This window comes from Pandoraea cepalis, from assembly GCF_902459625.1.
GTDB classification, from domain to species: domain Bacteria; phylum Pseudomonadota; class Gammaproteobacteria; order Burkholderiales; family Burkholderiaceae; genus Pandoraea; species Pandoraea cepalis.
In genome coordinates, this window is the sequence record NZ_CABPRY010000001.1 from 33,994 (window position 1) to 54,609 (window position 20,616).

Annotated in this window: 15 protein-coding genes; 9 read left to right on the forward strand and 6 right to left on the reverse strand. The window is 64.2% G+C overall.

From position 1 onward, the window contains the following. Positions 1-56: 56 nt before the first annotated feature. Positions 57-818, reverse strand: a complete 762-nt coding sequence (locus PCE31107_RS00165; protein ID WP_130028024.1) for an ABC transporter ATP-binding protein — start codon at positions 816-818, stop codon at positions 57-59. Positions 819-826: 8 nt separating this feature from the next. Further along, positions 827-1,606 (reverse strand): ABC transporter ATP-binding protein, encoded by a 780-nt coding sequence (locus PCE31107_RS00170; RefSeq protein ID WP_150605758.1) that lies wholly within the window; start codon positions 1,604-1,606, stop codon positions 827-829. A gap of 521 nt (positions 1,607-2,127) precedes the next feature. Here PCE31107_RS00170 and PCE31107_RS23265 point away from each other — a divergent pair. Further along, the gene (locus tag PCE31107_RS23265) at positions 2,128-2,301 is read left to right on the forward strand and encodes a hypothetical protein (protein ID WP_174966503.1); all 174 of its coding nucleotides are present in this window, start codon (positions 2,128-2,130) and stop codon (positions 2,299-2,301) included. Between the two features lie 129 nt (positions 2,302-2,430). Here the strand turns inward: PCE31107_RS23265 and PCE31107_RS00175 are convergent, their stop codons facing one another. Both PCE31107_RS00175 and PCE31107_RS00180 read right to left on the reverse strand, forming a co-directional pair. Beyond that, positions 2,431-4,065, reverse strand: a complete 1,635-nt coding sequence (locus PCE31107_RS00175; protein WP_150605760.1) for a GMC family oxidoreductase — start codon at positions 4,063-4,065, stop codon at positions 2,431-2,433. A 167-nt stretch (positions 4,066-4,232) separates the two neighbouring features. Further along, entirely contained in the window at positions 4,233-5,741 is a 1,509-nt protein-coding gene (locus PCE31107_RS00180) for a CoA-acylating methylmalonate-semialdehyde dehydrogenase (protein WP_150605762.1), read from the reverse strand. A gap of 216 nt (positions 5,742-5,957) precedes the next feature. Between PCE31107_RS00180 and PCE31107_RS00185 the strand changes: the two genes are divergently transcribed. The 7 genes from PCE31107_RS00185 to PCE31107_RS00215 all read left to right on the forward strand — a co-directional run bounded on the left by PCE31107_RS00185 (position 5,958) and on the right by PCE31107_RS00215 (position 14,002). Then, entirely contained in the window at positions 5,958-6,833 is an 876-nt protein-coding gene (locus tag PCE31107_RS00185; RefSeq protein ID WP_130027600.1) for a LysR family transcriptional regulator, read from the forward strand. Positions 6,834-7,052: 219 nt separating this feature from the next. Continuing rightward, a complete protein-coding gene (gene fumC, locus PCE31107_RS00190; protein WP_246181670.1) occupies positions 7,053-8,441 on the forward strand; it encodes a class II fumarate hydratase in 1,389 nt (462 codons plus the stop codon). Positions 8,442-8,479: 38 nt separating this feature from the next. Further along, entirely contained in the window at positions 8,480-9,382 is a 903-nt protein-coding gene (locus PCE31107_RS00195; RefSeq protein ID WP_017233845.1) for a LysR substrate-binding domain-containing protein, read from the forward strand. A 225-nt stretch (positions 9,383-9,607) separates the two neighbouring features. Then, a complete protein-coding gene (locus PCE31107_RS00200) occupies positions 9,608-10,888 on the forward strand; it encodes an MFS transporter (RefSeq protein WP_130027601.1) in 1,281 nt (426 codons plus the stop codon). A gap of 64 nt (positions 10,889-10,952) precedes the next feature. Continuing rightward, complete coding sequence (locus PCE31107_RS00205; RefSeq protein ID WP_150605764.1) at positions 10,953-12,185, forward strand: metal-dependent hydrolase family protein; 1,233 nt, start codon at positions 10,953-10,955, stop codon at positions 12,183-12,185. A 371-nt stretch (positions 12,186-12,556) separates the two neighbouring features. Next, a complete protein-coding gene (locus PCE31107_RS00210; protein WP_174966504.1) occupies positions 12,557-13,585 on the forward strand; it encodes a hypothetical protein in 1,029 nt (342 codons plus the stop codon). Positions 13,586-13,639: 54 nt separating this feature from the next. After that, complete coding sequence (locus PCE31107_RS00215; protein WP_150605768.1) at positions 13,640-14,002, forward strand: hypothetical protein; 363 nt, start codon at positions 13,640-13,642, stop codon at positions 14,000-14,002. A 68-nt stretch (positions 14,003-14,070) separates the two neighbouring features. On the opposite strand, the gene trpS is transcribed toward PCE31107_RS00215, so the two are convergent. Continuing rightward, the gene (gene trpS, locus PCE31107_RS00220; RefSeq protein ID WP_017233850.1) at positions 14,071-15,099 is read right to left on the reverse strand and encodes a tryptophan--tRNA ligase; all 1,029 of its coding nucleotides are present in this window, start codon (positions 15,097-15,099) and stop codon (positions 14,071-14,073) included. A 462-nt stretch (positions 15,100-15,561) separates the two neighbouring features. On the opposite strand from trpS, the gene PCE31107_RS00225 reads away from it, so the two are divergent. Beyond that, positions 15,562-16,731 carry an MFS transporter gene (locus PCE31107_RS00225; protein WP_174966505.1) on the forward strand — a complete coding sequence of 390 codons (1,170 nt, stop codon included), beginning with the start codon at positions 15,562-15,564 and terminating at the stop codon, positions 16,729-16,731. A 127-nt stretch (positions 16,732-16,858) separates the two neighbouring features. Here PCE31107_RS00225 and PCE31107_RS00230 read toward each other — a convergent pair whose 3' ends face one another. Then, positions 16,859-20,464 carry an indolepyruvate ferredoxin oxidoreductase family protein gene (locus PCE31107_RS00230; protein ID WP_425494704.1) on the reverse strand — a complete coding sequence of 1,202 codons (3,606 nt, stop codon included), beginning with the start codon at positions 20,462-20,464 and terminating at the stop codon, positions 16,859-16,861. Between the last annotated feature and the right edge of the window lie 152 nt (positions 20,465-20,616).

The following is a 20,616-nucleotide window of genomic DNA, read 5'->3' on the forward strand; positions in this document are numbered from 1 at the left end:
TGGATTGGATTGCCTGGTTTCATCGCCCGGCAAGTCTGCGCGCCGGGCAACTCACCTCATACCCCTAACAACTCGTGCAGCACCGGCATCTTCGCCTCCAGCTCCGGAGCGCCGAAGCGCTCCACGATCTTGCCGTGCTCCATCACATAGAAGCGATCGGCCAGCGGAGCCGCAAAACGGAAATTCTGTTCCACCATCACGATGGTGTAGCCCCGCGCCTTGAGCGTGGTGATCATGCGTGCCAACGTCTGCACGATCACGGGCGCGAGCCCTTCGGAGATCTCGTCGAGCAGCAGCAGATTCGCACCGGTGCGCAGAATGCGCGCCACCGCCAGCATCTGCTGTTCGCCGCCCGACAGGCGCGTGCCGGGACTGTGGCGACGCTCCTTCAGGTTGGGGAACATGTCATAGATTTCGTCGAGCGACATGCCGCGCCCGCCGTCGTCGCGACGATTGCCTCGCACACCGATATAAGGCGGCAGCAACAGGTTTTCCTCGCACGACAGGCTCGCGAAAATGCCCCGCTCCTCGGGGCAGTAGCCCACGCCATGGTGCGCAACCTTGTAGGTCGGCAGGTGAATGGTCTCCTCGCCGCCGATCCGGATCGAGCCCTGACGCTGGCCAGTCAGGCCCATGATGGCGCGCAGCGTGGTGGTGCGCCCGGCGCCGTTGCGTCCGAGCAGCGTCACGACCTCGCCGCGGCCGACCGCCAGATCCACCCCGTGCAGAATGTGCGATTCGCCGTACCAGGCCTGCAGTCCTTCGACTTCGAGTGCGGGCACATTCGCGCCACCATTACCGCCGCCGTTACCGTACATAGACGTCCTCACCCGTGCGCTCCCTGCAATTCGCCGTCCGCGGTGCCCATATAGGCTTCCATCACCTGCGGATTCTTCGAGACTTCGTGATACGGCCCTTCGGCGAGCACCTCGCCGCGCTGAAGCACGGTGATGGTGTCGGAAATGCCGGCGATCACGTTCATGTTGTGCTCGACCATCAGGATCGTGCGACCGGCCGACACTTTTTTGATGAGCGCGGTGACACGATCCACGTCTTCGTGGCCCATGCCTTGCGTCGGCTCGTCGAGCAGCATTAGTTCGGGTTCCATGGCAAGCGTCGTGGCGATCTCGAGAGCGCGCTTGCGCCCGTAGGGCAGCTCCACGGTCAGCGTATCGGCGAATTCGGTCAGGCCGACTTCCGCGAGCAATTCCATGGCACGGGCATCGAGCTGATGCAGCGAACGGCTGCTGCGCCAGAAGTGGAACGCGGTGCCGAGGTTGCGTTGCAGGCCGATGCGCACGTTCTCGAGCACGGTGAGGTGCGGGAAGACGGCGGAGATCTGGAACGACCGGATGATGCCGCGTCGCGCGATTTGCGCGGGCGCTTCGCGCGTGATGTCTTCACCGTTGAACGTGATGGTGCCGGCGCTGGGCACGAGGAACTTGGTGAGCAGGTTGAAGCAGGTCGTCTTGCCGGCGCCGTTAGGCCCGATGAGTGCGTGAATGGTACCGCGCGCGACGCGCAGGTCGACCCCGTTCACGGCGGTGAAGCCACGAAACTCTTTCGTGAGTCCGCGGGTCTCGAGAATGTAATCGTTGTTCGCCATGTCTCCTGCCACATTCCTGGTTGGCGGTGCGAGGCAAATGACCGCCTCGGCACCATCGTCTGTGACAACCGCGAGGCAGGCGGACATCGCTGTGGGTGGCGTCGTCGGCGAGGTGCCCCGCGTCCCGAGGTGTGTCGCCGAATTCTTGGTCCGGTCGCACACTGGGAACCGATATTGTGTGTGGTTTGCTGCAACGCGATCATTGGGATTTGCACTAGGCTTCGCGTCTACCGAAACGCGCATGCACACACGCTTTGGAGACCCTTCGATCGCGGCGCGAACACGTCCCCAACCCCTTATGGCATAAGGCTTTTGCCGCGCCCGCAAATAAGCGTCCGGCCCCGTTTGACGATGCCCCGCCGTGGGTCGCGCAACCGACATTAGGTATTACTACGTAAGTTTTATAGTAAATATCCGGAAATCCGGAAAGTGCGCCGGGCGCCGTCATCATCGGATTTTCACCAAACTACGCCGCGTCACTTCGTGACAGCATCGAACGCTCGCCCCGGAAGAGATTCGATATGCGCAGCGCGGAAGTCCTTTGGCTCACCAGTTCGCTCACGGCGATCAGCGCGCTGCTGCTCGACGTCACGTTGCCCGCGTTCAGAGCCATGGCACTCGACGTTCGGATCGACGTCCGCGCCATCGCCGCCATCGTCGGCCATGTGGCGCTGCACTCTCAGGACTGCAATTGATCGTCGACCCGACGTCCGTTCGCTTCGGTCGAAAGCGCGTGCTGCTCGGCAGCCTGACGCTCGCTAGCATGGGTGCCGTCGATCAGCCACGGCTCGTGGTGCTCGCCGGCCTGCTGATCACGTGCTCGCTCACCGCCCTGCTTTGCGCGCCGCGCGAATCATGTCGCTCGCGCGCTCGGCAATCATGATCGTCGGCGAGTTCGTGTTGCCCGACGTGATCACCGGCATGACCGACGCATCGACCACGCGCAGGTTCTGCACCCCTCGCACGCGCAACTGCGCATCGACGACCGCCTGGGGATCGTTGGCTCGGCCCATGCGGCACGTGCCCACCGGATGGAAGATCGTCGTGCCGATGTCGCCCGCCGCGCGCTTCAACTCCGCGTCGGTCTGGACCGACGGCCCCGGCAAATATTCGCGCGGTTCATAGCGCGCGAACGCCGGTGCGCCCACGATGCGGCGCGTCAATTTGATGGCATCCGCCGCCACGCGCAAGTCCGCTTCCGTCGACAGATAATTCGGCGCGATGCTCGGCGCAACGCGCGCATCAGGTGAGCTCAAATGGACATGGCCGCGCGACGTCGGCCGTAGATTGCACACCGACGCCGTGAACGCATTGAACTTGTGCAACGGTTCGCCAAAACGCTCCAGCGACAACGGTTGTACGTGATACTCAAGATCAGGGCGCGCCATATCCTCACGACTGCGAGCGAACGCCCCCAACTGCGACGGCGCCATGCTCATCGGTCCGCGCTGCGCAAACGCATATTGCATGCCGATCTTCAGCTTGCCGAACCAACTGTTGGCGGTGAGATTTAGCGTCGGAACCCCGCGCAACTTGTACACCGTGCGCAATTGCAGATGGTCTTGCAGGTTCTCGCCCACGCCCGGCAGGTCCGAGACGACGTCGATCCCGAAACCGCGCAGACGCTCGCCATCGCCAATGCCCGAGACCTCCAACAGATGCGGCGAGTTCACCGCCCCTGCCGCAAGAATCACTTCGGCACCCGCCAGCGCCGTGAAGTCCTCATTGCCGCCGCGATACGCCACGCCGGTACAGCGTGTGCCTTCGAACAGCAAGCGACTCACACTCGCGCCCGTGATGATCGTCAGGTTCGGCCGCTGCGACGCCGGACGCAAGAACCCCTTGGCCGCACTCCAGCGCACACCGCGCCGCTGATTCACTTCGAAATAGCCAATGCCGAAGTTGTCGCCCTGATTGAAGTCGTCCGTCTTGGGAATACCCACCTGCTCGGCGGCGTCGGCAAACGAATCGAGCACACGCCACGACAGGCGCTGCTTCTCGACACGCCACTCGCCACCACTGCCGTGAAACGCCGTGCCGCCCTTGTGGTGATCCTCGCTGCGCTTGAAAAGCGGCAGCACGTTGTCCCAACGCCAGCCGTCGTCGCCGGTGGCGTCGGCCCACACGTCGTAATCCTCACGCTGGCCGCGCATGTAGATCATGCCGTTGATCGACGAGCTGCCGCCCAGCACCCGCCCGCGCGGATACGCGAGCGAACGCCCGTTCAGCCCTGCCTCGGCCTGCGTGCGATACAGCCAGTCGGTGCGCGGATTGCCAATGCAGTAGAGGTAGCCGACGGGGATGTGAATCCAGTGATAGTCGTCCTTGCCGCCCGCTTCGAGCAGCAGCACCGTGACGTCGGGGTCCTGCGTGAGGCGATTGGCCAGCACGCACCCGGCCGAGCCGGCCCCCACAATGATGTAATCGAAGCGATCCGGCTTCGCTGCCTGCTTGTTCATTCCCGCCTGTCTCCGTCGATGGCGCAGCACTCGCCATGGTGCGGTGCCAACACTGGTGCGGCACCCGAGTGGGATGGACTGTCGCCACCCGCACCGGGTTCATTTTTGTCATCAGGTCCGACATCCGGCGCGACACCCCGGTGTGCGCCGATCCGCACGGCACTCGATTATTTCGCCACCGGCATCGTGAATTCCGCCCCCTTGGCGATGCTGTCCGGCCAGCGCTGCATCACACTCTTGAAGCGCGTGTAGAAACGAATGCCCTCCTCGCCATACGCGTGATGGTCGCCAAACAGCGAACGCTTCCAGCCGCCGAACGACTGCCACGCCATCGGCACCGGAATCGGCACGTTGATGCCCACCATGCCGACCTTCACCTGACGCGAAAACGCACGCGCCACGCCACCGTCGCTGGTAAAGCACGAGACGCCATTGCCATATTCGTGCCCATTGACCAGGTCGATGGCCGCCGCAAGATCCGGCACACGCACCACCGCCAGCACCGGCCCGAAGATCTCTTCCCGATAGATCGTCATTTCGGGCGTGACGTGATCGAACAGCGTCCCGCCGAGGAAAAACCCCTGCGCGTGGCCCGGCACCTGCAAACCGCGGCCGTCGACCAGCAGCTTGGCCCCCGCGCTCACCCCATCGGCAATATAGCCCTCGATCTTCGCCTTGTGCGCGCCGGTGACGACCGGCCCCATTTCCGAGGCTTCGTCCACCCCTGGCCCCACGCGCAACGCCTTCACCCGCGGCACCAACGCATCGACCAAACGATCCGCCACCTGGCCCACGGCCACCGCGACCGAAATCGCCATGCAGCGCTCGCCCGCCGACCCGTAGGCCGCACCGATCAGCGCGTCGACCGCCTGATCGAGATTCGCGTCGGGCATCACCACCAGGTGATTCTTCGCGCCGCCGAGCGCCTGCACTCGCTTGCCGTGACGCGTGCCTTCCGTATAGATGTACTCGGCAATCGGTGTCGAGCCCACGAACGACAGGGCGTCGACATCCGGATGCGCCAGCAGCGCGTCGACCGCCACCTTGTCTCCCTGCACCACGTTGAAAACACCGTCGGGCAGGCCCGCTTCGCGCAGCAACTCGGCGATCAACAGGCTGGCCGACGGATCGCGCTCGGACGGCTTGAGCACGAACGTATTGCCGCACGCCAGCGCCATCGGGAACATCCACATCGGCACCATCACCGGGAAATTGAACGGCGTAATGCCGGCACATACGCCAACGGGCTGACGCAGATGCCAGTTGTCGATACCTCCGCCGATGTTGTCGCTGTGCTTGCCCATGAGCAGGCTCGGCGCGCCGCAGGCGTACTCCACGACTTCAATGCCGCGCGTGACTTCGCCGCACGCATCGGAGAACACCTTGCCGTGTTCCCGCGTGATGATGCGCGCCAGCGCTTCCTGATGCTCGTCGAGCAACGCCTTGAACTTGAAGATCACGCGGGCACGCTTGAGCGGCGCCATCTCCGCCCACGACGGCAGCGCTGCCTTGGCCGACGCCACTGCGGCGTTCACGTCGTCAACACCGGCCAATGCCACTCGCGCGCCGACGGCGCCTTGCGCCGGATCGAAGACGTCGCCGAAACGCTCGCCGTCACCCGCCACGCGGCGGCCGCCGATGAAGTGGCCCACTGTCGGAATATCAGCATTTCTCATGTTTATCTCCCCCGAATCCGGCCAAGTCGGTGACACGGCCACTACCCTGTTTCGTCAAACGCTCGCCCACGGCTCACGCCACATTAAGCGCCAAGCGTACTGCGGCGCACCGACGCAATCCAATGAGAAATTATCAAAAGCAATATAAGATTCACTTATGTTGCTCTCCCTTCCCCGATAACGCACACCTCGGGCGCCGCCCGGGCATGCCTCCCCATGGAACTCGCCCATCTTCGCGCTTTCGTCGCCATCGCCCACGAGGGCAACCTCACCCGCGCCGCGCAACGCCTGCACCTGACGCAACCGGCGGTCAGCCTGCAGGCGAAAGCGCTCCAGGAGGCGCTGCGGCTCACGCTCTTCACACGCACGGCGCAGGGGTTGGCGCTCACGCGCGACGCGCAGGTCCTGCTGCCACTGGCCGAGCGCATGCTCGCCGCGCTGGCCGATCTGCAGCAGGCGGCCGGCGCGATGCGCGACACGGTGCGCGGACGGCTGCGCATCGGCACGATTCTCGATCCCGAATTCACCCGGCTGGGCGCCTTTCTCAAACGGCTGGTCGAGTCGTATCCGCAGATCGAGACGGCGCTGCATCAGGGGATGTCCGGCTCGGTGCTGCAACAACTGGGGCGCGGCGAACTCGACGTCGGCTTCTATCTCGGCCTGCCTGACCCCGAGCGCTTTCACGCCATCACGCTCACGCCATTCTCGTATCAGGTGCTGGCGCCCGCCGGCTGGCGCGAGCGCGTGGCCCGGCGCGGATGGCGCGAACTCGCCGCGTTGCCGTGGATCTGGACACCCCCCGAATCAGCCCACAACCGCCTGCTCACGGAACGGTTCGGCGCTCTGGGCGTGTCGCCCACGAAGGTGGCGGAAGTGGATCAGGAGCCTTCGATGCTCGATCTGGTGAAGTCCGGCGTTGGCCTTTCGCTCGTGCGCGACTCGATCGCGTTGCGCGAGGCGCACGCTCATGGCCTGGTGATCGCCGACGGCGTAAGCGTGCCGACGGAACTCACGTTCGTCACGCTGGCCTCGCGACGCGAAGAACCCGCCATCGCCGCCGCCTTGCAATTGGTGACGGCGGTCTGGGCCTGAGCGCGCGAGCAACGGCCACGGCACGCCCTCGCCCAACGCCCCGCGCCCTCTACCCACGGTTGGGGCGCATAATTCGGGGCTCGGGCCTTCGGGTTCCAAACCTTCAAAAGCCCCCTGTCCCGCGATTCATGTCCACGTCGTGGCGCATCCCGGAAGACGCTGCCATGCCGGATCCCGGTGAAAGCTCTAGAATTTAACTCTGTCTTCGAGGAGTCGATCATGTCTGTGAGAATGGAACGCGATACCTTCGGCGAAATTGCGGTACCCGCCGACCGTCTCTGGGGTGCGCAAACGCAGCGCTCGCTGCAGAACTTCAAGATTTCCACCGAGAAGATGCCGCGCGAACTCGTGCGCGCGCTCGCTCGCGTGAAGCGCGCCGCCGCCGAGGTCAACAAGGGCCTGGGCGTGCTCGACGCGAAAAAGGCCGACGCCATCATCCAGGCCGCCGACGAAGTCATCGCCGCTCAGCACGACGACGAATTCCCGCTGGCCGTGTGGCAAACCGGCTCGGGTACGCAGTCGAACATGAACATGAACGAAGTCCTCGCGAACCGCGCCAGCGAACTGCTCGGCGGCGTGCGCGGCGAAACGCGTCTCGTGCACCCCAACGACGACGTGAACAAAGGCCAGTCGTCGAACGACGTGTTCCCGACGGCCATGAACGTGGCCGCCCTCGACGCCCTCGTCAATCACCTCAAGCCCGGCGTCGGCCAACTGCGCGACACGCTCGCCGCCAAGGCCCGCGCTTATGACGATATCGTCAAGATCGGCCGCACCCACCTCCAGGACGCCACGCCGCTCACGCTCGGCCAGGAAATCTCGGGTTGGGTCGCGCAGATCGACCACGGTCTGAAGCACGTCGACGACGCCCTGCCCCACGTGGCGGAACTGGCACTCGGCGGCACGGCGGTGGGCACGGGTCTGAACGCGCATCCCGAATTCGCGAAGCAAGTGGCCGCCACGCTCGCGCGCGACACCGGCCTGCCGTTCGTCACCGCGCCGAACAAGTTCGAAGCGCTGGCCGCCAACGACGCCATCGTCAACGCGCACGGCACGCTCAAGACGCTCGCCGCCAGCCTGATGAAGATCGCCAACGACGTGCGCTGGCTGGCCAGCGGCCCGCGCTGCGGCATTGGCGAGCTGATGATTCCGGAAAACGAACCGGGCAGCTCGATCATGCCGGGTAAGGTCAATCCGACCCAATGCGAAGCGATGACGATGCTGTGCGCCCAGGTGCTCGGCAACGATGTGGCGATCAACATCGGCGGCTCGATGGGCAACTTCGAGCTGAACGTGTTCAAGCCGATGCTCATCCATAACTTCCTGCAAAGCGTGCGCATGCTGGCCGACGGTGCGGTGAGCTTCGACGACAACTGCGCCATCGGCATCGAACCGAACCGCGCGCGCATCGGCACTTTGCTCGAAGAGTCGCTCATGCTCGTGACCGCGCTCAACCCGCACATCGGTTACGACAAGGCCGCGCAGATCGCCAAGAAAGCGCACAAGGAAGGCACTACGCTCAAGGCGGCCGCCCTCGCGTTGGGCCACGTCACGGCCGAGCAGTTCGACGCCTGGGTTCGCCCCGAGCAGATGGTCGGCAAGCGCTGATTTCGCGCGAGCCCTCACCCTTCACTTCGCCACCACGCATGCCCATCTCGCCGTTGCCGCCGTTGCATTGCCTGATTGCTTTCGATGCAGCCGTGCGGCACGCGAGCTTCACGCGGGCCGCCGTCGAACTCAATCTCACGCAAAGCGCCGTCAGCCGGCAAATCGCGCAGCTCGAGGAATTCCTCGGGCGCGCGCTGTTCACGCGCGAGCATCGCACGCTGCGGCTAACGGTGGCGGGGCAACGCTACGCCGAACAGATCCAGCGCCTGCTCGGCGAGTGCGCCGAAGCCACCGCCGACCTGATGAAGCGGCGCGGCGATCTGGAACTCACCGTGGCCTGCTCGTCGGGCGTGGCTGTGTTGTGGATGACGCCACAACTCATGCGATTTCGCGCCGCGCACCCTGACATCAAGATTCGCGTGATCGTGAAAGACGGCATGACGTCGCTGTCCGCGTCGGAGTTCGATCTCGGCGTCTATTACGTGCGTAACGACCTGCCCCCGGACTTCGCCGGTCGGCGGCTCTTCGACGAGGAAGTGTTTCCCGTCTGCTCGCCCACCTATTTGCGCGGGCGCCAGCTCACGCCGGCCGATCTCGTCGGCGAGACACTGCTCTTCATCGAAGACGGCCAGCGCAAGTGGATGTCATGGACCGACTGGTTCGAGCTGCAGGGGGTGAACGCCCCGAAGTTTCCGCGCATGGTGAGCGCGAACTACTACCCGCTACTCGTGCAGATGGCGATCGAGGGTGGCGGTTTGGTCATGGGATGGCGTCATATGATCGATCCGTGCCTCGACGCGGGCCTGCTCGTGCAGGCGTGCCATGCGACCGCCAGCCTGGGCGGCGGCTACTATCTCGTATGGCCTGCCGAGCGCCACGAGCATGCCGCAGCGCGAATTTTCCGTAACTGGATCTACACGGAATATTGTTCCCCATCATAGGGGTTACGCCATCTTTTGGATCGTTGCCATGCGCCACACGCATGGCAACATGCGGAATTTTCGTTTGGCCTGTCATTTTGTCTGCACTACTTTGTGTCTTATCCGCGCACGTGTGCCGATCCCGATGGGAGCGCAGACGTGATCCGACATAAAAGCAGGCGTATTACCGGTATGACGTAGTCGCAAGGCACGCAACGGACGCCACCCATCTTTCGGGAGACTCAGATGCAGGCGACTTTGGCAGTGCCTCAACAGAACCTGGCCCGTCAGCGCCGTCACGCGATCGTGGCGACGGTGATCGGTAACGGTCTCGAGTGGTTCGACTTCACCGTGTACAGTTTCTTCGCGGCCATCATCGCGAAGCAATTCTTCCCCACCGGCGACGATCTGTCGTCGTTCCTGCTGGCCGTGGCCACGTTCGGCGTGGGCTTCTTCATGCGTCCGGTCGGCGGCATCGTGCTCGGCATCTATTCCGACCGCGTGGGCCGCAAGGCAGCCCTGTCGCTCACCATTCTGCTCATGGCCGCCGGCACCGCGATGATCGGTCTGGCCCCAACCTACGAACAGATCGGTCTGGGCGCGCCCCTCATCATCGTGCTGGCGCGTTTGCTGCAAGGCTTCTCGGCCGGCGGCGAAATGGGCGGCGCAACGGCCTTCCTGACCGAGTACGCGCCCGCCAATCAGCGCGCCTATTACTCGGCCTGGATTCAGTCGAGCATCGGCTTCGCCGTGCTGCTCGGCGCGGCCGTGGGCACGTTCGTGACGACGGAACTCGATCACGCCTCGCTCGCGTCGTGGGGCTGGCGCGTGCCGTTCCTCGTCGGCATGCTCATCGGCCCGGTCGGTTTCTACATCCGTAACAAGATCGACGAAACGCCGACGTTCCAGCATGCCGAGAAGTCCGATACGCCGTTGCGCGACGTGCTCTCGCAATATCCGCGTGAGACGCTCGCCAGCTTCTCCATGGTCGTGCTGTGGACGATCTGCACCTACGTGCTGCTGTTCTACATGCCGACGTATGCCCAGCGCGTGCTCAAGCTGCAAGCCTCCGATGGCTTCACGGCGGGCATGGTCGGCGGCGCGATGATTCTCGTGTTCGCGCCGGTGGTGGGCCGTCTGGCGGATCGCTATGGCCGCCGTCCGTTCCTCTCGGGCTCGGCCCTGCTGATCCTGCTGCTCGCATGGCCGATGTTCACGTATCTGAACGTGGCGCCTGGCCTGCACTCGCTGCTGATGTTCCAGATCGTGTTCGGCCTGCTCATCGCTTGCTATACCGGTCCGATTCTCGCGGCGTTCTCCGAGATGTTCCCGGCGAAGGTGCTCTCGACGGGTCTGTCGGTGGCCTATAACTTCGCGGTGACGATCTTCGGCGGCTTCGCCGCACTCATCATCACGTGGCTGATTGCCCGCACGGGCAGCAACATGGCGCCGGCTATCTACGTGATCGTCGCGGCGGCCATCAGCCTCGTCGGCACGTGCTTCGTGAAGCCGCTGCCCAAGGCCTGAGTCCCCCTGTCGTCAAGGCGCGCCCTCACCGGCGCGCCTTGTGCATTTTTTCAAGGAATTCCCCATGTCCGTTACCCTGCTTCGCGGCGGCAATGTGCTCGATGCAGTCGCCGGCCGCCTGCTGGAAAGTCACGATGTCGCTATCGAGGGCAATCGCATTACCGCACTCAGCGCCACGCCGCTAGACATCGACGGCGCGACGGTGATCGACGTCACCGGCAAGACCGTCATGCCCGGCATGATCGACTGCCACGTGCACGTGCTCGCCTCGCATCCGAACCTCGTCACGAACGCCAGCCAGCCGAACGTGCTCACCGTGCTCAAGTCGCTGCCGATCATGCAGGGCATGCTCAATCGCGGCTTCACGACCGTGCGCGATGCCGGCGGCGCCGATTGGGCGCTGCAACAGGCCATCGAGCAGGGCGTGATTCCCGGGCCGCGCATTTTCCCGTCGGGCAAGGCGCTCTCACAGACGGGCGGACATGGCGATTTCCGTCCGCGCAGCGACACGCTGGAGCCGTGCTCGTGCGCGTTTCGCGCGGGCGCGATCGGGCGCGTCGTCGACGGTGTCGATCCGATCCGCCTCGCCGTGCGCGAGGAGATTCAAAAGGGCGCCACGCAAATCAAGCTAATGGCCTCGGGAGGCGTGGCGTCGCCGGTCGATCCCATCGCCAATACGCAATACTCGGAAGACGAGATCCGCGCAGCGGTCGCCGAAGCCGAGGCGGCGCAAACCTATGTGATGGCTCACGCCTACACCCCGCGTGCGATTGCGCGCGCCGTGCGCTGCGGTGTGCGCACCATTGAGCACGGCAATCTGTGCGACGCCGAGACGGCGAAGCTCATGGCCGAGAAAGGCGCATACGTTGTGCCGACGCTGGTCACCTACGACGCGTTGGCCAAGGACGGCGCATCGCTGGGCCTGCCGCCGGAGTCGGTGGCCAAGGTGGAGAGCGTGCAACGCGCGGGGCGCGAATCGCTCTCGATCTATCGCGACGCGGGTGTGAAGATGGGCTTCGGCTCCGACCTGCTCGGCGACATGCACAAGTATCAGTCCGACGAGCTGACGATCCGTGCCGACGTGCTGGGGGCCGCCGAGACGCTTCGCTCGGCAACGGTCATCGGTGCGGAGATTCTGAATCGCGCGGGCGAGCTGGGGGTGATCGCGCCGGGCGCGCTGGCCGACGTGCTGGTCGTCGACGGCAATCCGCTCGAATCCATCGAGGTGCTGACCGGCCAGGGCGAAAACATCCGCTGGGTCTTCAAGGACGGGAAGGTCGCCAAGCAGCCGGAATAACCGCAATCACCGAAGCCGCCGCCCGGCAACACGCGCAAGCGCGTTCGCGGTGAGCGGAAGGAGAAGCGCCGCGATGTCTCGCACGTCGCGGCGCTTTTTATTGCGACCGCAGTCGTTGCCGGTGGTGCCTCGATACCCCGATTCCGACAATTCGACGCGCGAATGAAAAGCGCGGCGGTGCGCCGCTGCATAGACTCCTCGCAATGTCGCGCAGAAGGTGTCTACCCATGAAGCTCGCTCCGCCATCCTACATGTCATTAGGCTTCGATACCGTCTTTGGCGGTCGCGTCGCCAAGCAGTCATCGCCAATTACGCGGTCCGAATGGAAACAGGTCGGGGTTCGGCAGCATGCGCCAACCCCTGGATCGGCATTGTCGGTCACCGCGGGCGACGATGCCCTACCCACGATCGAAACGCTCCGGGCCGACATCGTTGCGAACCTGAGCGCGATCAAGCGCGATTGGGATGCGGCGGCGCAAACGGTCAGCCCCGAAGCGGTCCGGGGCAAACTGTCCGGCGAATACGACGCCATCGCACGGCTGTCGGAGGTCGTCTCGACGCATGCGACGTCCGATATTCTCGGCGTCGACGCACTGATCGACCAGTTCGAGAAGGCCATCGTGAAAATCGGCAAGGCAAGCGATCTGTCCTTCACATCGCTCAAGCGCGTCGACGCCCAACAATCGATCTCCGACACGGCACAACTGACGCCGAAAGCGAAGGCGGCGTTCGACGCGCTCCGTCATTTGAAAGCCGCACTCGACACGATGGTGTGCACGACATCGGTGCGACGGGTTCTGGCGGACCAGCAGCGGGCCCTGGAAAACGCAGAGATGACGCCGGCAGCGCTTCGACAAGCGAAGGCGGAGCTATACGCGGCATTCGTGGTGACGGGCGAACTGTTGAGCAAGACCGAGCCGCTGATCAACCACTATCTGACTCAGGCCCAGGCGGCCATCCCGGGCGAGAAGCGGAGATGGAAGACAAGAATCCTGATTCTCGTCTCGTTCCTGGTCATCACGGTCTCGTTAGGCGTCGCGTCGGCGGTGCTTCCCGGGTTGCTGCCCGCACTTGTCGGTCTCGCGGTAGGGTTGAAGCTCGCCTCGACGGCTGCCGGTGTGCTCACGGCATGCAACGGGATCTTCAATGTCTTCGGTTATGCACGCAATCGCGGCTGGGGCAAGCTATCGAACGAGATCACGGCGATCAAGAACCTGAACGACGCCGTCAATCGCGGGCTGGAAGCGAGGCACAGTGAGCATCAATCGGGAGCGACCACCGAAATACAGGCGCGTCTCGACGAGCTCGGTCACGACATTGCGCGCGCCACACGCAATCAGCGCGTGCTCAACGAGAATCTCGAGCATCTCGACCACACGTTTGGGAATACTCGGCTTTGACGGCGAGCCATTGGCTCGGCGAGGGTTCATTCAACACGAGGAGACAAATTCACTATGCGTCCAATCAAGTACGTATCTGCCCCGCCCGCCGTCGATTTGGCGCAACGCTATCGAACACTCGCTGCACAAGGGCAGATCAGGGACGCCCTGACGGACGCGGAAAACGGCCTCGCGGAACTGCTGAGCCTGCAGAATACGGCGCTGTCCCGCGTCGAGCGCCTCGTCCGTCAGGCGAACGCCGGCGCTGCGGCGCGCGATGCATCCGCTGACGAGGCGCAACCCCTGCTCCGCGCCGAATCGTTCAGGAACGACATGGCGCAGTGTGGATCGAGCCCCAACGGCGAAACCGCCAGTGCGACCCGACCTGGCGCACGCACGCCTCCCGCGACAACGCATCGCCCTCGGCCGCGCCCATGAAAAAAAGCAGCCCGTCCGGGCTGCTTTTCTCTTAAGGCAAGACGCCGACGCAACGGTCAGCGCACGCCTTATTTCTTCCAACCCGGGGTGACGAACACCGAGCGCACATCCTCGAGCGTTTGCGAGACCGTCTCACGCGCACGCTCCGTGCCGGCTCGCAGCATGTCCCACACGAACTCCGGATTCTTGGCGAATTCCTCGCGACGCTCACGCATCGGACGCAGCATCTCCTGCAACCGCTCTTCCAGACGCGCCTTCACCTTCGAGTCGGCCAGACCGCCGCGCACGTAGTGATCCTTGAGCGCCTGCAAGCCTTCCTTGTCTTCGTCGAAGGCGTCGAGATACGCGAAGGCCACGTTGCCTTCGAGGTGCCCCGGATCCTCCACCTTCAGATGCAGCGGATCGGTGTAGCACTTCTTCACGGCGGCGCGGATCTCGTCCGGCGTCGACGAGATGTTGATCACGTTGCCGAGCGACTTGCTCATCTTGGCCTTTCCGTCGATGCCTGGCAGACGCCCGATCGGCGGCACCAGCGCCTTTGCTTCGACCAGGATCTCGCGATCGGCCAGGCGGTTCAGGCGGCGCACGATTTCGTTCGTCTGCTCGATCATCGGCAACTGGTCTTCGCCGACCGGCACGAGGGTGGCCCGAAACGCCGTGATGTCCGCCGCCTGGCTCACCGGATACGTGAGAAAGCCGGCCGGAATATCGCGCTCGAAGTTACGCAGCCCGATCTCCTGCTTGACGGTCGGGTTGCGCTCCAGGCGCGCCACGGTCACGAGGTTCAGGTAGTAGAAGGTGAGTTCGGTCAGTTCGGGCAGCCACGTCTGCACGCAGATGGTCGTGACGCTGGGGTCGATGCCGACGGCCAGATAATCGAGCGCCACTTCCGAGACGTTGCGGTGCACCTTGCCGCGATCGTCGGTGTTGTCCGTCAACGCCTGCGCGTCGGCGACCAGAATGAACTGCTTGTACTCGTGCTGATACGCCACGCGGTTCTTCAGACTGCCGACATAGTGGCCCAGATGCAGCGGCCCCGTCGGGCGGTCACCCGTGAGGATCACCTTGCGATCCGCAGGTGCCTTCGAAACACTCATTTTCCTCTCCGTAATCAAGCGCTTATGGCAAGTCCCAATGCCTCGTGCGCGATGGACGGCCTCCCGTCGCAACGCCACCACCGGCATCCGCCTCACCCCATTGCGTCAACCTTAACCCCCGAATGGTAGCGCGTCGGCGCGAAGGCGGTACAGAATCGGCCGCGACGCCTGAACGCTTCCCCCGATCGGCAGCTACGAATCCCGGTGCGGTTCATGTGGACGGCGCCGAGCGCGTACCGACGCTATCGAAACGGCAAGACCATTTCGCTTCACGAAGTACTTTCTGAATTTCAACGGCACCGGCTTCATCAATCGATCGTCGGACCTCGCTCGTTTTGCGCGAAACGTCGGCCTGGACGGTTTCGTTGTCGAAAATCAGCTATACATGCGCGATCAGCACACCACCGCATCGTAAAGAGATTCGCTTTGATTGCTACACGCCAAGCAGGAAGCTACTCGCGTTTGCTCGCCTCCCGTGCAATCGGCGCGTCGATCCTATGGATTGACTTCACACTTATCTTCGAAAACCTCGCATTTCGGTGGAATGCCGACGCCGTCGTGATTGGATTCGCGATGGCGTTCTACGGCGTGCCCGGCGTCCTTGCGGGCCCGTGGATCGGGGCGCTCGTGGATCGCCACTGTCCATGGCGGATGTTGCGTTGGAGCTACCTTATTCGCGCTGCCGCGGCGCTGGCGCTCTGGCAAGCCCCTACCGTCGGGATTTTTCTCATCTGCGTCGCATCGAAAGGATTCGCCAACCTCGTCCCCGGCCCCGCCGAACAACACTTGTTTCGCCGCTTGCTGGCCGACGAGGCACTTCCCGGCAATGCCAGCAAAGTCACGCTCATTGATCAGTTGGCGAAACTGGTAGCACCACTCGTCGCAGCACTGCTGGCGACATGGCACCTTCAGGGTTTTGCCATCTCGGCGGCGCTCAGCGTCATCGGCATCCTGCTCTTGCCAAACGGACTCGCCCCAAACACCGGCAAACGCGGCGGGGCTCTCCCCTCAGCACGTCCCGTCTGGTCAGTCTTCCACGATGTCCTGATGCATCACGCCATGCTGCGCCGGGTGTTCCTTGTCACGCTATGCCAGGCGTTTGTCCTCGGCTTCTACGACGCACTGCTCGCTCTGTTTCTGAAAGCGCGCGGCTATCCCGACGGGACCTTCGGCAGCATTGTGGGGTGCACGGCAGCCGGCGCAATTCTGGGGACACTTGCCTTCAAAGCAGCGGTAAGGCGATGGCCCCCGACGGATCTGCTCGCTGCTTCATCGCTGCTCTTCGGCATCACCATATTGGCGCCTGCGGCCATTGTCTACGCGAACGCCACATTGCCGGTAGTCGCCATGCTCGGCCTTTGGATCGGGAACGGATTCGGGTACGGACTTGGTGTCATGCTGATGATGCTGACGTTCCAGCGGGAATGTCCCCGCGAGGTGTTGGGGACGGTGACGTCCACTGGCAGAAGTCTTCAGCTGCTGCTGATGATCATTGCGCCGCTGATCGGCAGTGCCCTTTCAAACGTCACCAGCATCGAGTTCGTGTTTCTATGCGCAGGAGGCGCCGCTATCGGACTCGCCCTGTTCACCCGCCTGGTTCCCGTCGCACAACGCCCGCCGCCACACTCGTGAATGGCGAACGAAGCCAAACCGTTTGACAAGCTTCCTGCCACTCGTTCCAACAAGTTTGGTAGGTAATTGTCGAATGGGGCGCCCTCATGTCTTATTGCGGAAGGCGCCCCCGATCAAGCCGATCCCCTTACTTCGCCGTCACCACAGGAATGCCCTTGAGCGACTTGCCGTTGCTACGCGCGTGCGCCAGCGCCTGCTCGACGGCATCGCCCGTGGCGGGGATCACGCCCAGCCGACCCGCAATCGTGGCCTCCACGCGCTTGGCCGTCGCCAGGTTCGCCAGCTTCACATGACCATAGCCGCGAATCTTCGCCGGCGCTTCGGCCAGGGCGATCACATCGGCCAGCGTCTCTGCCGACAAGCCTGCCAACGCGCGCTCCAGCGTCGTGCGATAGTCCGCGATCAACTGACGTTCCATGCGGCGCTCCAACGTGTAACCGAAGACGTCCAGCGCGCCGCCGCGCAAGCCGCGCAGCTTCGCCATCCCGCGCAGCACCGGCCACAGCCACGGCCCGATCGTCACCTTCTTCGGCACCCCACCGTCCTTGCCGCGGGCAATCAGCGGCGGCGCCATATGGAACTCAACTCGGAAGTCACGCCCCGGCTTGCCCTCGAAGGTCTCGCCCAATGCGTCGGCGAAGTCCGTCTGCGCATACAGCCGCGCCACTTCGTACTCGTCCTTGTAGGCCATCAGGCGCGAGAGCTGCTGCGCAACAGCACGCGACAAGCGACCCGGCGCCCCCGCCACGCGCGTTTCCGCATCGGCCACCTGCTTCACGAAAGCAGCGAACTGCGCCGCATACGCTGCACTCTGGTACTGCGTCAGCAACGTCATCCGATGCGCAACGAGCTCGTCGAACGTCATGTCGTCGGCCACCGGTGCATGGACCGGCGTCGGCGTGGCCTTGGCCGTCGTCTGCGTCAACGCTGTCGGATCGCCCGCCGCCAGCCGGCCGATCGCCAGCGCGAGCTGGTTCATCGGCACCGCCACATTGTTCAGCTCGATCGCGCGTTGCAGCGCATCCAGCGACACCGGCACCAGCCCCAGTTGCCACGCGAAACCGAGCATGATGATGTTCGCGCCCATCGTGTCGCCGAGGAACCGCTGGGCGAGCGCCTGAGCGTCGCACGCATCGAGCTTGTCGCTACCTGCCGCGTGACGCATCTTCTCGAGCAGCGCATCGGCATGAAGATTCGCGTCGGGGTTCTGCACGAACGTCGCGTTCGGAATCGCATGCGTGTTGACCACCACGCGCGTGCGGTCGCGCCGCACGGTTTGCAGCGCATCCGCACTGGCGCCCACGACCATGTCGCAGGCGAGCAGCACGTCGGCCTGCTGCGTGTCGATGCGCACCTGATTGAGCGCCTGCGGCGTGTTGGCAAAGCGCACGAACGACAGCACAGCGCCGCCCTTCTGCGCGAAACCCATGAAGTCGAGCACCGATGCGCTCTTGCCTTCCAGATGCGCCGCCATCGTGATGAGCGCACCGATCGTCACGACACCCGTGCCGCCCACGCCCGTGACCATGATGTCGAACGGTGCATCGCCGGCGAGTGCGCTCGGTTGCGGCAGCGCGTTCAGACGTCCCTCGAAGGCCGCCTGATCGAAAGCGGCGGCGAGCGCCTTCTTCAACTGCGCGCCCTTGACCGACACGAAGCTCGGGCAGAAGCCGTTCACGCAGGAGAAGTCCTTGTTGCACGACGACTGATCGATGCGACGCTTGCGCCCCAGCGCCGTTTCCACCGGCTCGACCGACAGGCAGTTCGATGCCACGCCGCAATCGCCGCAGCCCTCGCAAACGGCCTCGTTGATGAACAGACGCCGATCTGGATTCGGGAATTCGTTTTTCTTACGACGACGACGCTTCTCGGCCGCGCACGTCTGATCGTAAATGAGCACGGTCGTGCCCGCGATCTCGCGCAACTCGCGCTGCACGGCATCGAGTTCGCTACGGTGATGGAACGTCGTGCCCTTCGGGAACTGGCCTTCGTGGCCGATGTACTTCTCCGGCTCGTCGCTCACCACGACGAGCTTCGCAATGCCCTCGGCTTCCACTTGGCGCGCGATCTGCGGCACCGAAATCGAGCCGTCGACCGGCTGGCCGCCCGTCATCGCCACGGCGTCGTTGTAGAGAATCTTGTAGGTGATGTTCGCCTTCGATGCCACCGCCTGACGAATCGCGAGCAGCCCCGAGTGGAAGTACGTGCCGTCGCCCAAGTTCTGGAAGACGTGCGCACGTTTGGTGAAGTGCGAGTGCGCGGCCCAGTCGACGCCCTCGCCGCCCATCTGGATCAACCCCGTGGTGTCGCGATCCATCCACGACGCCATGAAGTGACACCCGATACCGGCCTGCGCGATGGAGCCTTCGGGCACCTTCGTCGACGTGTTGTGCGGGCATCCCGAGCAGAAATACGGCACGCGACGCACGCCGTCGGCCGCATTCGACAGGATGTCGTGCGCCACGAGATCGACCACGCGTTCACGGCGATCGAGCGTCGGGCGATGCTTTGCCAGCCAATCGGCGAACACCGGCAACACGCGCGACGGACGCAACTCGCCCAGCGCGGAGAGCAGCGCGCGGCCCTCGGCGTCGGTCTTGCCGAGCACGCTCGGGCGCGTGCCCGTCGTGCGGTTGTAGAGGTATTGCTTGATCTGCTGCTCGACGACCGGGCCCTTCTCCTCGATCACGAGGATTTCCTTCAGGCCAGCGACGAACGTGTCCAGGCGCGACATATCCAGCGGGAACGACAGGCCGACCTTGTAGATGCGCACACCGGCCGCCGCGAGATCGTCGACGGTAAGGTCGAGACGGCGCAGCGTCTCCATCAGGTCGAGATGCGCCTTGCCGCACGTCACGATACCGATGTCGGCGTCCGGCGCCGGGGCAATCCACTTGTCGATGCTGTTCACGCGCGAGAAGGCGCGCACGGCATCGAGCTTGTCCGCCAGACGCGCTTCGAGCGCCAGGCTCGGCAGATCGGGCCAGCGATTGTGCAGGCCGCCCGCGGGTGCGACGTAGTCGGACGGCTCGACCCAGTCCGTGCGGATCTTGTCGAGGTCGACGGTGCCGCGCGACTCGACTGTCTCGGAGATGGCCTTCAGGCCCGCCCAAGCGCCCGAGAAACGCGACAGCGCATAGCCGTAGAGACCGAATTCGACGAGTTCGCCGATGTCGGCCGGATTGAGTACCGGCATGCTCCACGACATCATCGTGAAGTCGCTCTGATGCGGCATGGACGACGACACGCAGCCGTGGTCATCGCCTGCCACTACGACCACGCCGCCGTGACGCGACGCACCATACGCGTTGCCATGCTTGAGCGCATCGCCCGCGCGGTCCACGCCCGGGCCCTTGCCGTACCACATGCCGAACACGCCTTCGACAGTGCGCTCCGGGTCGGCTTCCACGCGTTGCGTGCCCATGACGGCGGTACCGCCCAACTCTTCGTTGATCGCCGGCAGGAACTTGACGTTGGCCGCATCGAGCAGCTTCTTCGCCTTCCACAACTGCTGATCCACGCCGCCGAGCGGCGAGCCGCGATATCCGCTGATGAAGCCCGCGGTGTTCAGGCCACGCGCGGCGTCGAGCTGATGCTGCATCAGCAGGATGCGCACGAGCGCCTGCGTGCCGGTGAGGAAAATCTGACCGCGACTCGCCGCAAGCGCGTCGGAGAGCTGGTAATCGGGATGGGCCAGGGGATTGGCCGTCGGCGTCGCAAGGGCGGCGCGCATGGGGGCATTCATCGTGTCTCTCCTGATCCCCGCGGCCTGCGTCAGATCGATCTGACGGCGACATCGGCCGTGCTTCGGGGGCATTTGTTCTGTTCGTCTCGACGTCCCGACCGCATCGAGCGGCCACGCATCGGTATGCAAGCAGTGTATGG

Excerpts from the sequence above, each read along its gene's own strand:
- PCE31107_RS00200 (WP_130027601.1), top strand. The coding sequence starts at position 9,608 with ATGCAGGCGACTTTGGCAGTGCCTCAACAGAACCTGGCCCGTCAGCGC.
- PCE31107_RS00185 (WP_130027600.1), top strand. The coding sequence starts at position 5,958 with ATGGAACTCGCCCATCTTCGCGCTTTCGTCGCCATCGCCCACGAGGGC.
- PCE31107_RS23265 (WP_174966503.1), top strand. The coding sequence starts at position 2,128 with ATGCGCAGCGCGGAAGTCCTTTGGCTCACCAGTTCGCTCACGGCGATC.
- fumC (WP_246181670.1), top strand. The coding sequence starts at position 7,053 with ATGTCTGTGAGAATGGAACGCGATACCTTCGGCGAAATTGCGGTACCC.
- PCE31107_RS00215 (WP_150605768.1), top strand. The coding sequence starts at position 13,640 with ATGCGTCCAATCAAGTACGTATCTGCCCCGCCCGCCGTCGATTTGGCG.
- PCE31107_RS00205 (WP_150605764.1), top strand. The coding sequence starts at position 10,953 with ATGTCCGTTACCCTGCTTCGCGGCGGCAATGTGCTCGATGCAGTCGCC.
- trpS (WP_017233850.1), bottom strand. The coding sequence starts at position 15,099 with ATGAGTGTTTCGAAGGCACCTGCGGATCGCAAGGTGATCCTCACGGGT.
- PCE31107_RS00230 (WP_425494704.1), bottom strand. The coding sequence starts at position 20,464 with ATGCGCGCCGCCCTTGCGACGCCGACGGCCAATCCCCTGGCCCATCCC.
- PCE31107_RS00195 (WP_017233845.1), top strand. The coding sequence starts at position 8,480 with ATGCCCATCTCGCCGTTGCCGCCGTTGCATTGCCTGATTGCTTTCGAT.
- PCE31107_RS00175 (WP_150605760.1), bottom strand. The coding sequence starts at position 4,065 with ATGAACAAGCAGGCAGCGAAGCCGGATCGCTTCGATTACATCATTGTG.
- PCE31107_RS00170 (WP_150605758.1), bottom strand. The coding sequence starts at position 1,606 with ATGGCGAACAACGATTACATTCTCGAGACCCGCGGACTCACGAAAGAG.
- PCE31107_RS00180 (WP_150605762.1), bottom strand. The coding sequence starts at position 5,741 with ATGAGAAATGCTGATATTCCGACAGTGGGCCACTTCATCGGCGGCCGC.
- PCE31107_RS00165 (WP_130028024.1), bottom strand. The coding sequence starts at position 818 with ATGTACGGTAACGGCGGCGGTAATGGTGGCGCGAATGTGCCCGCACTC.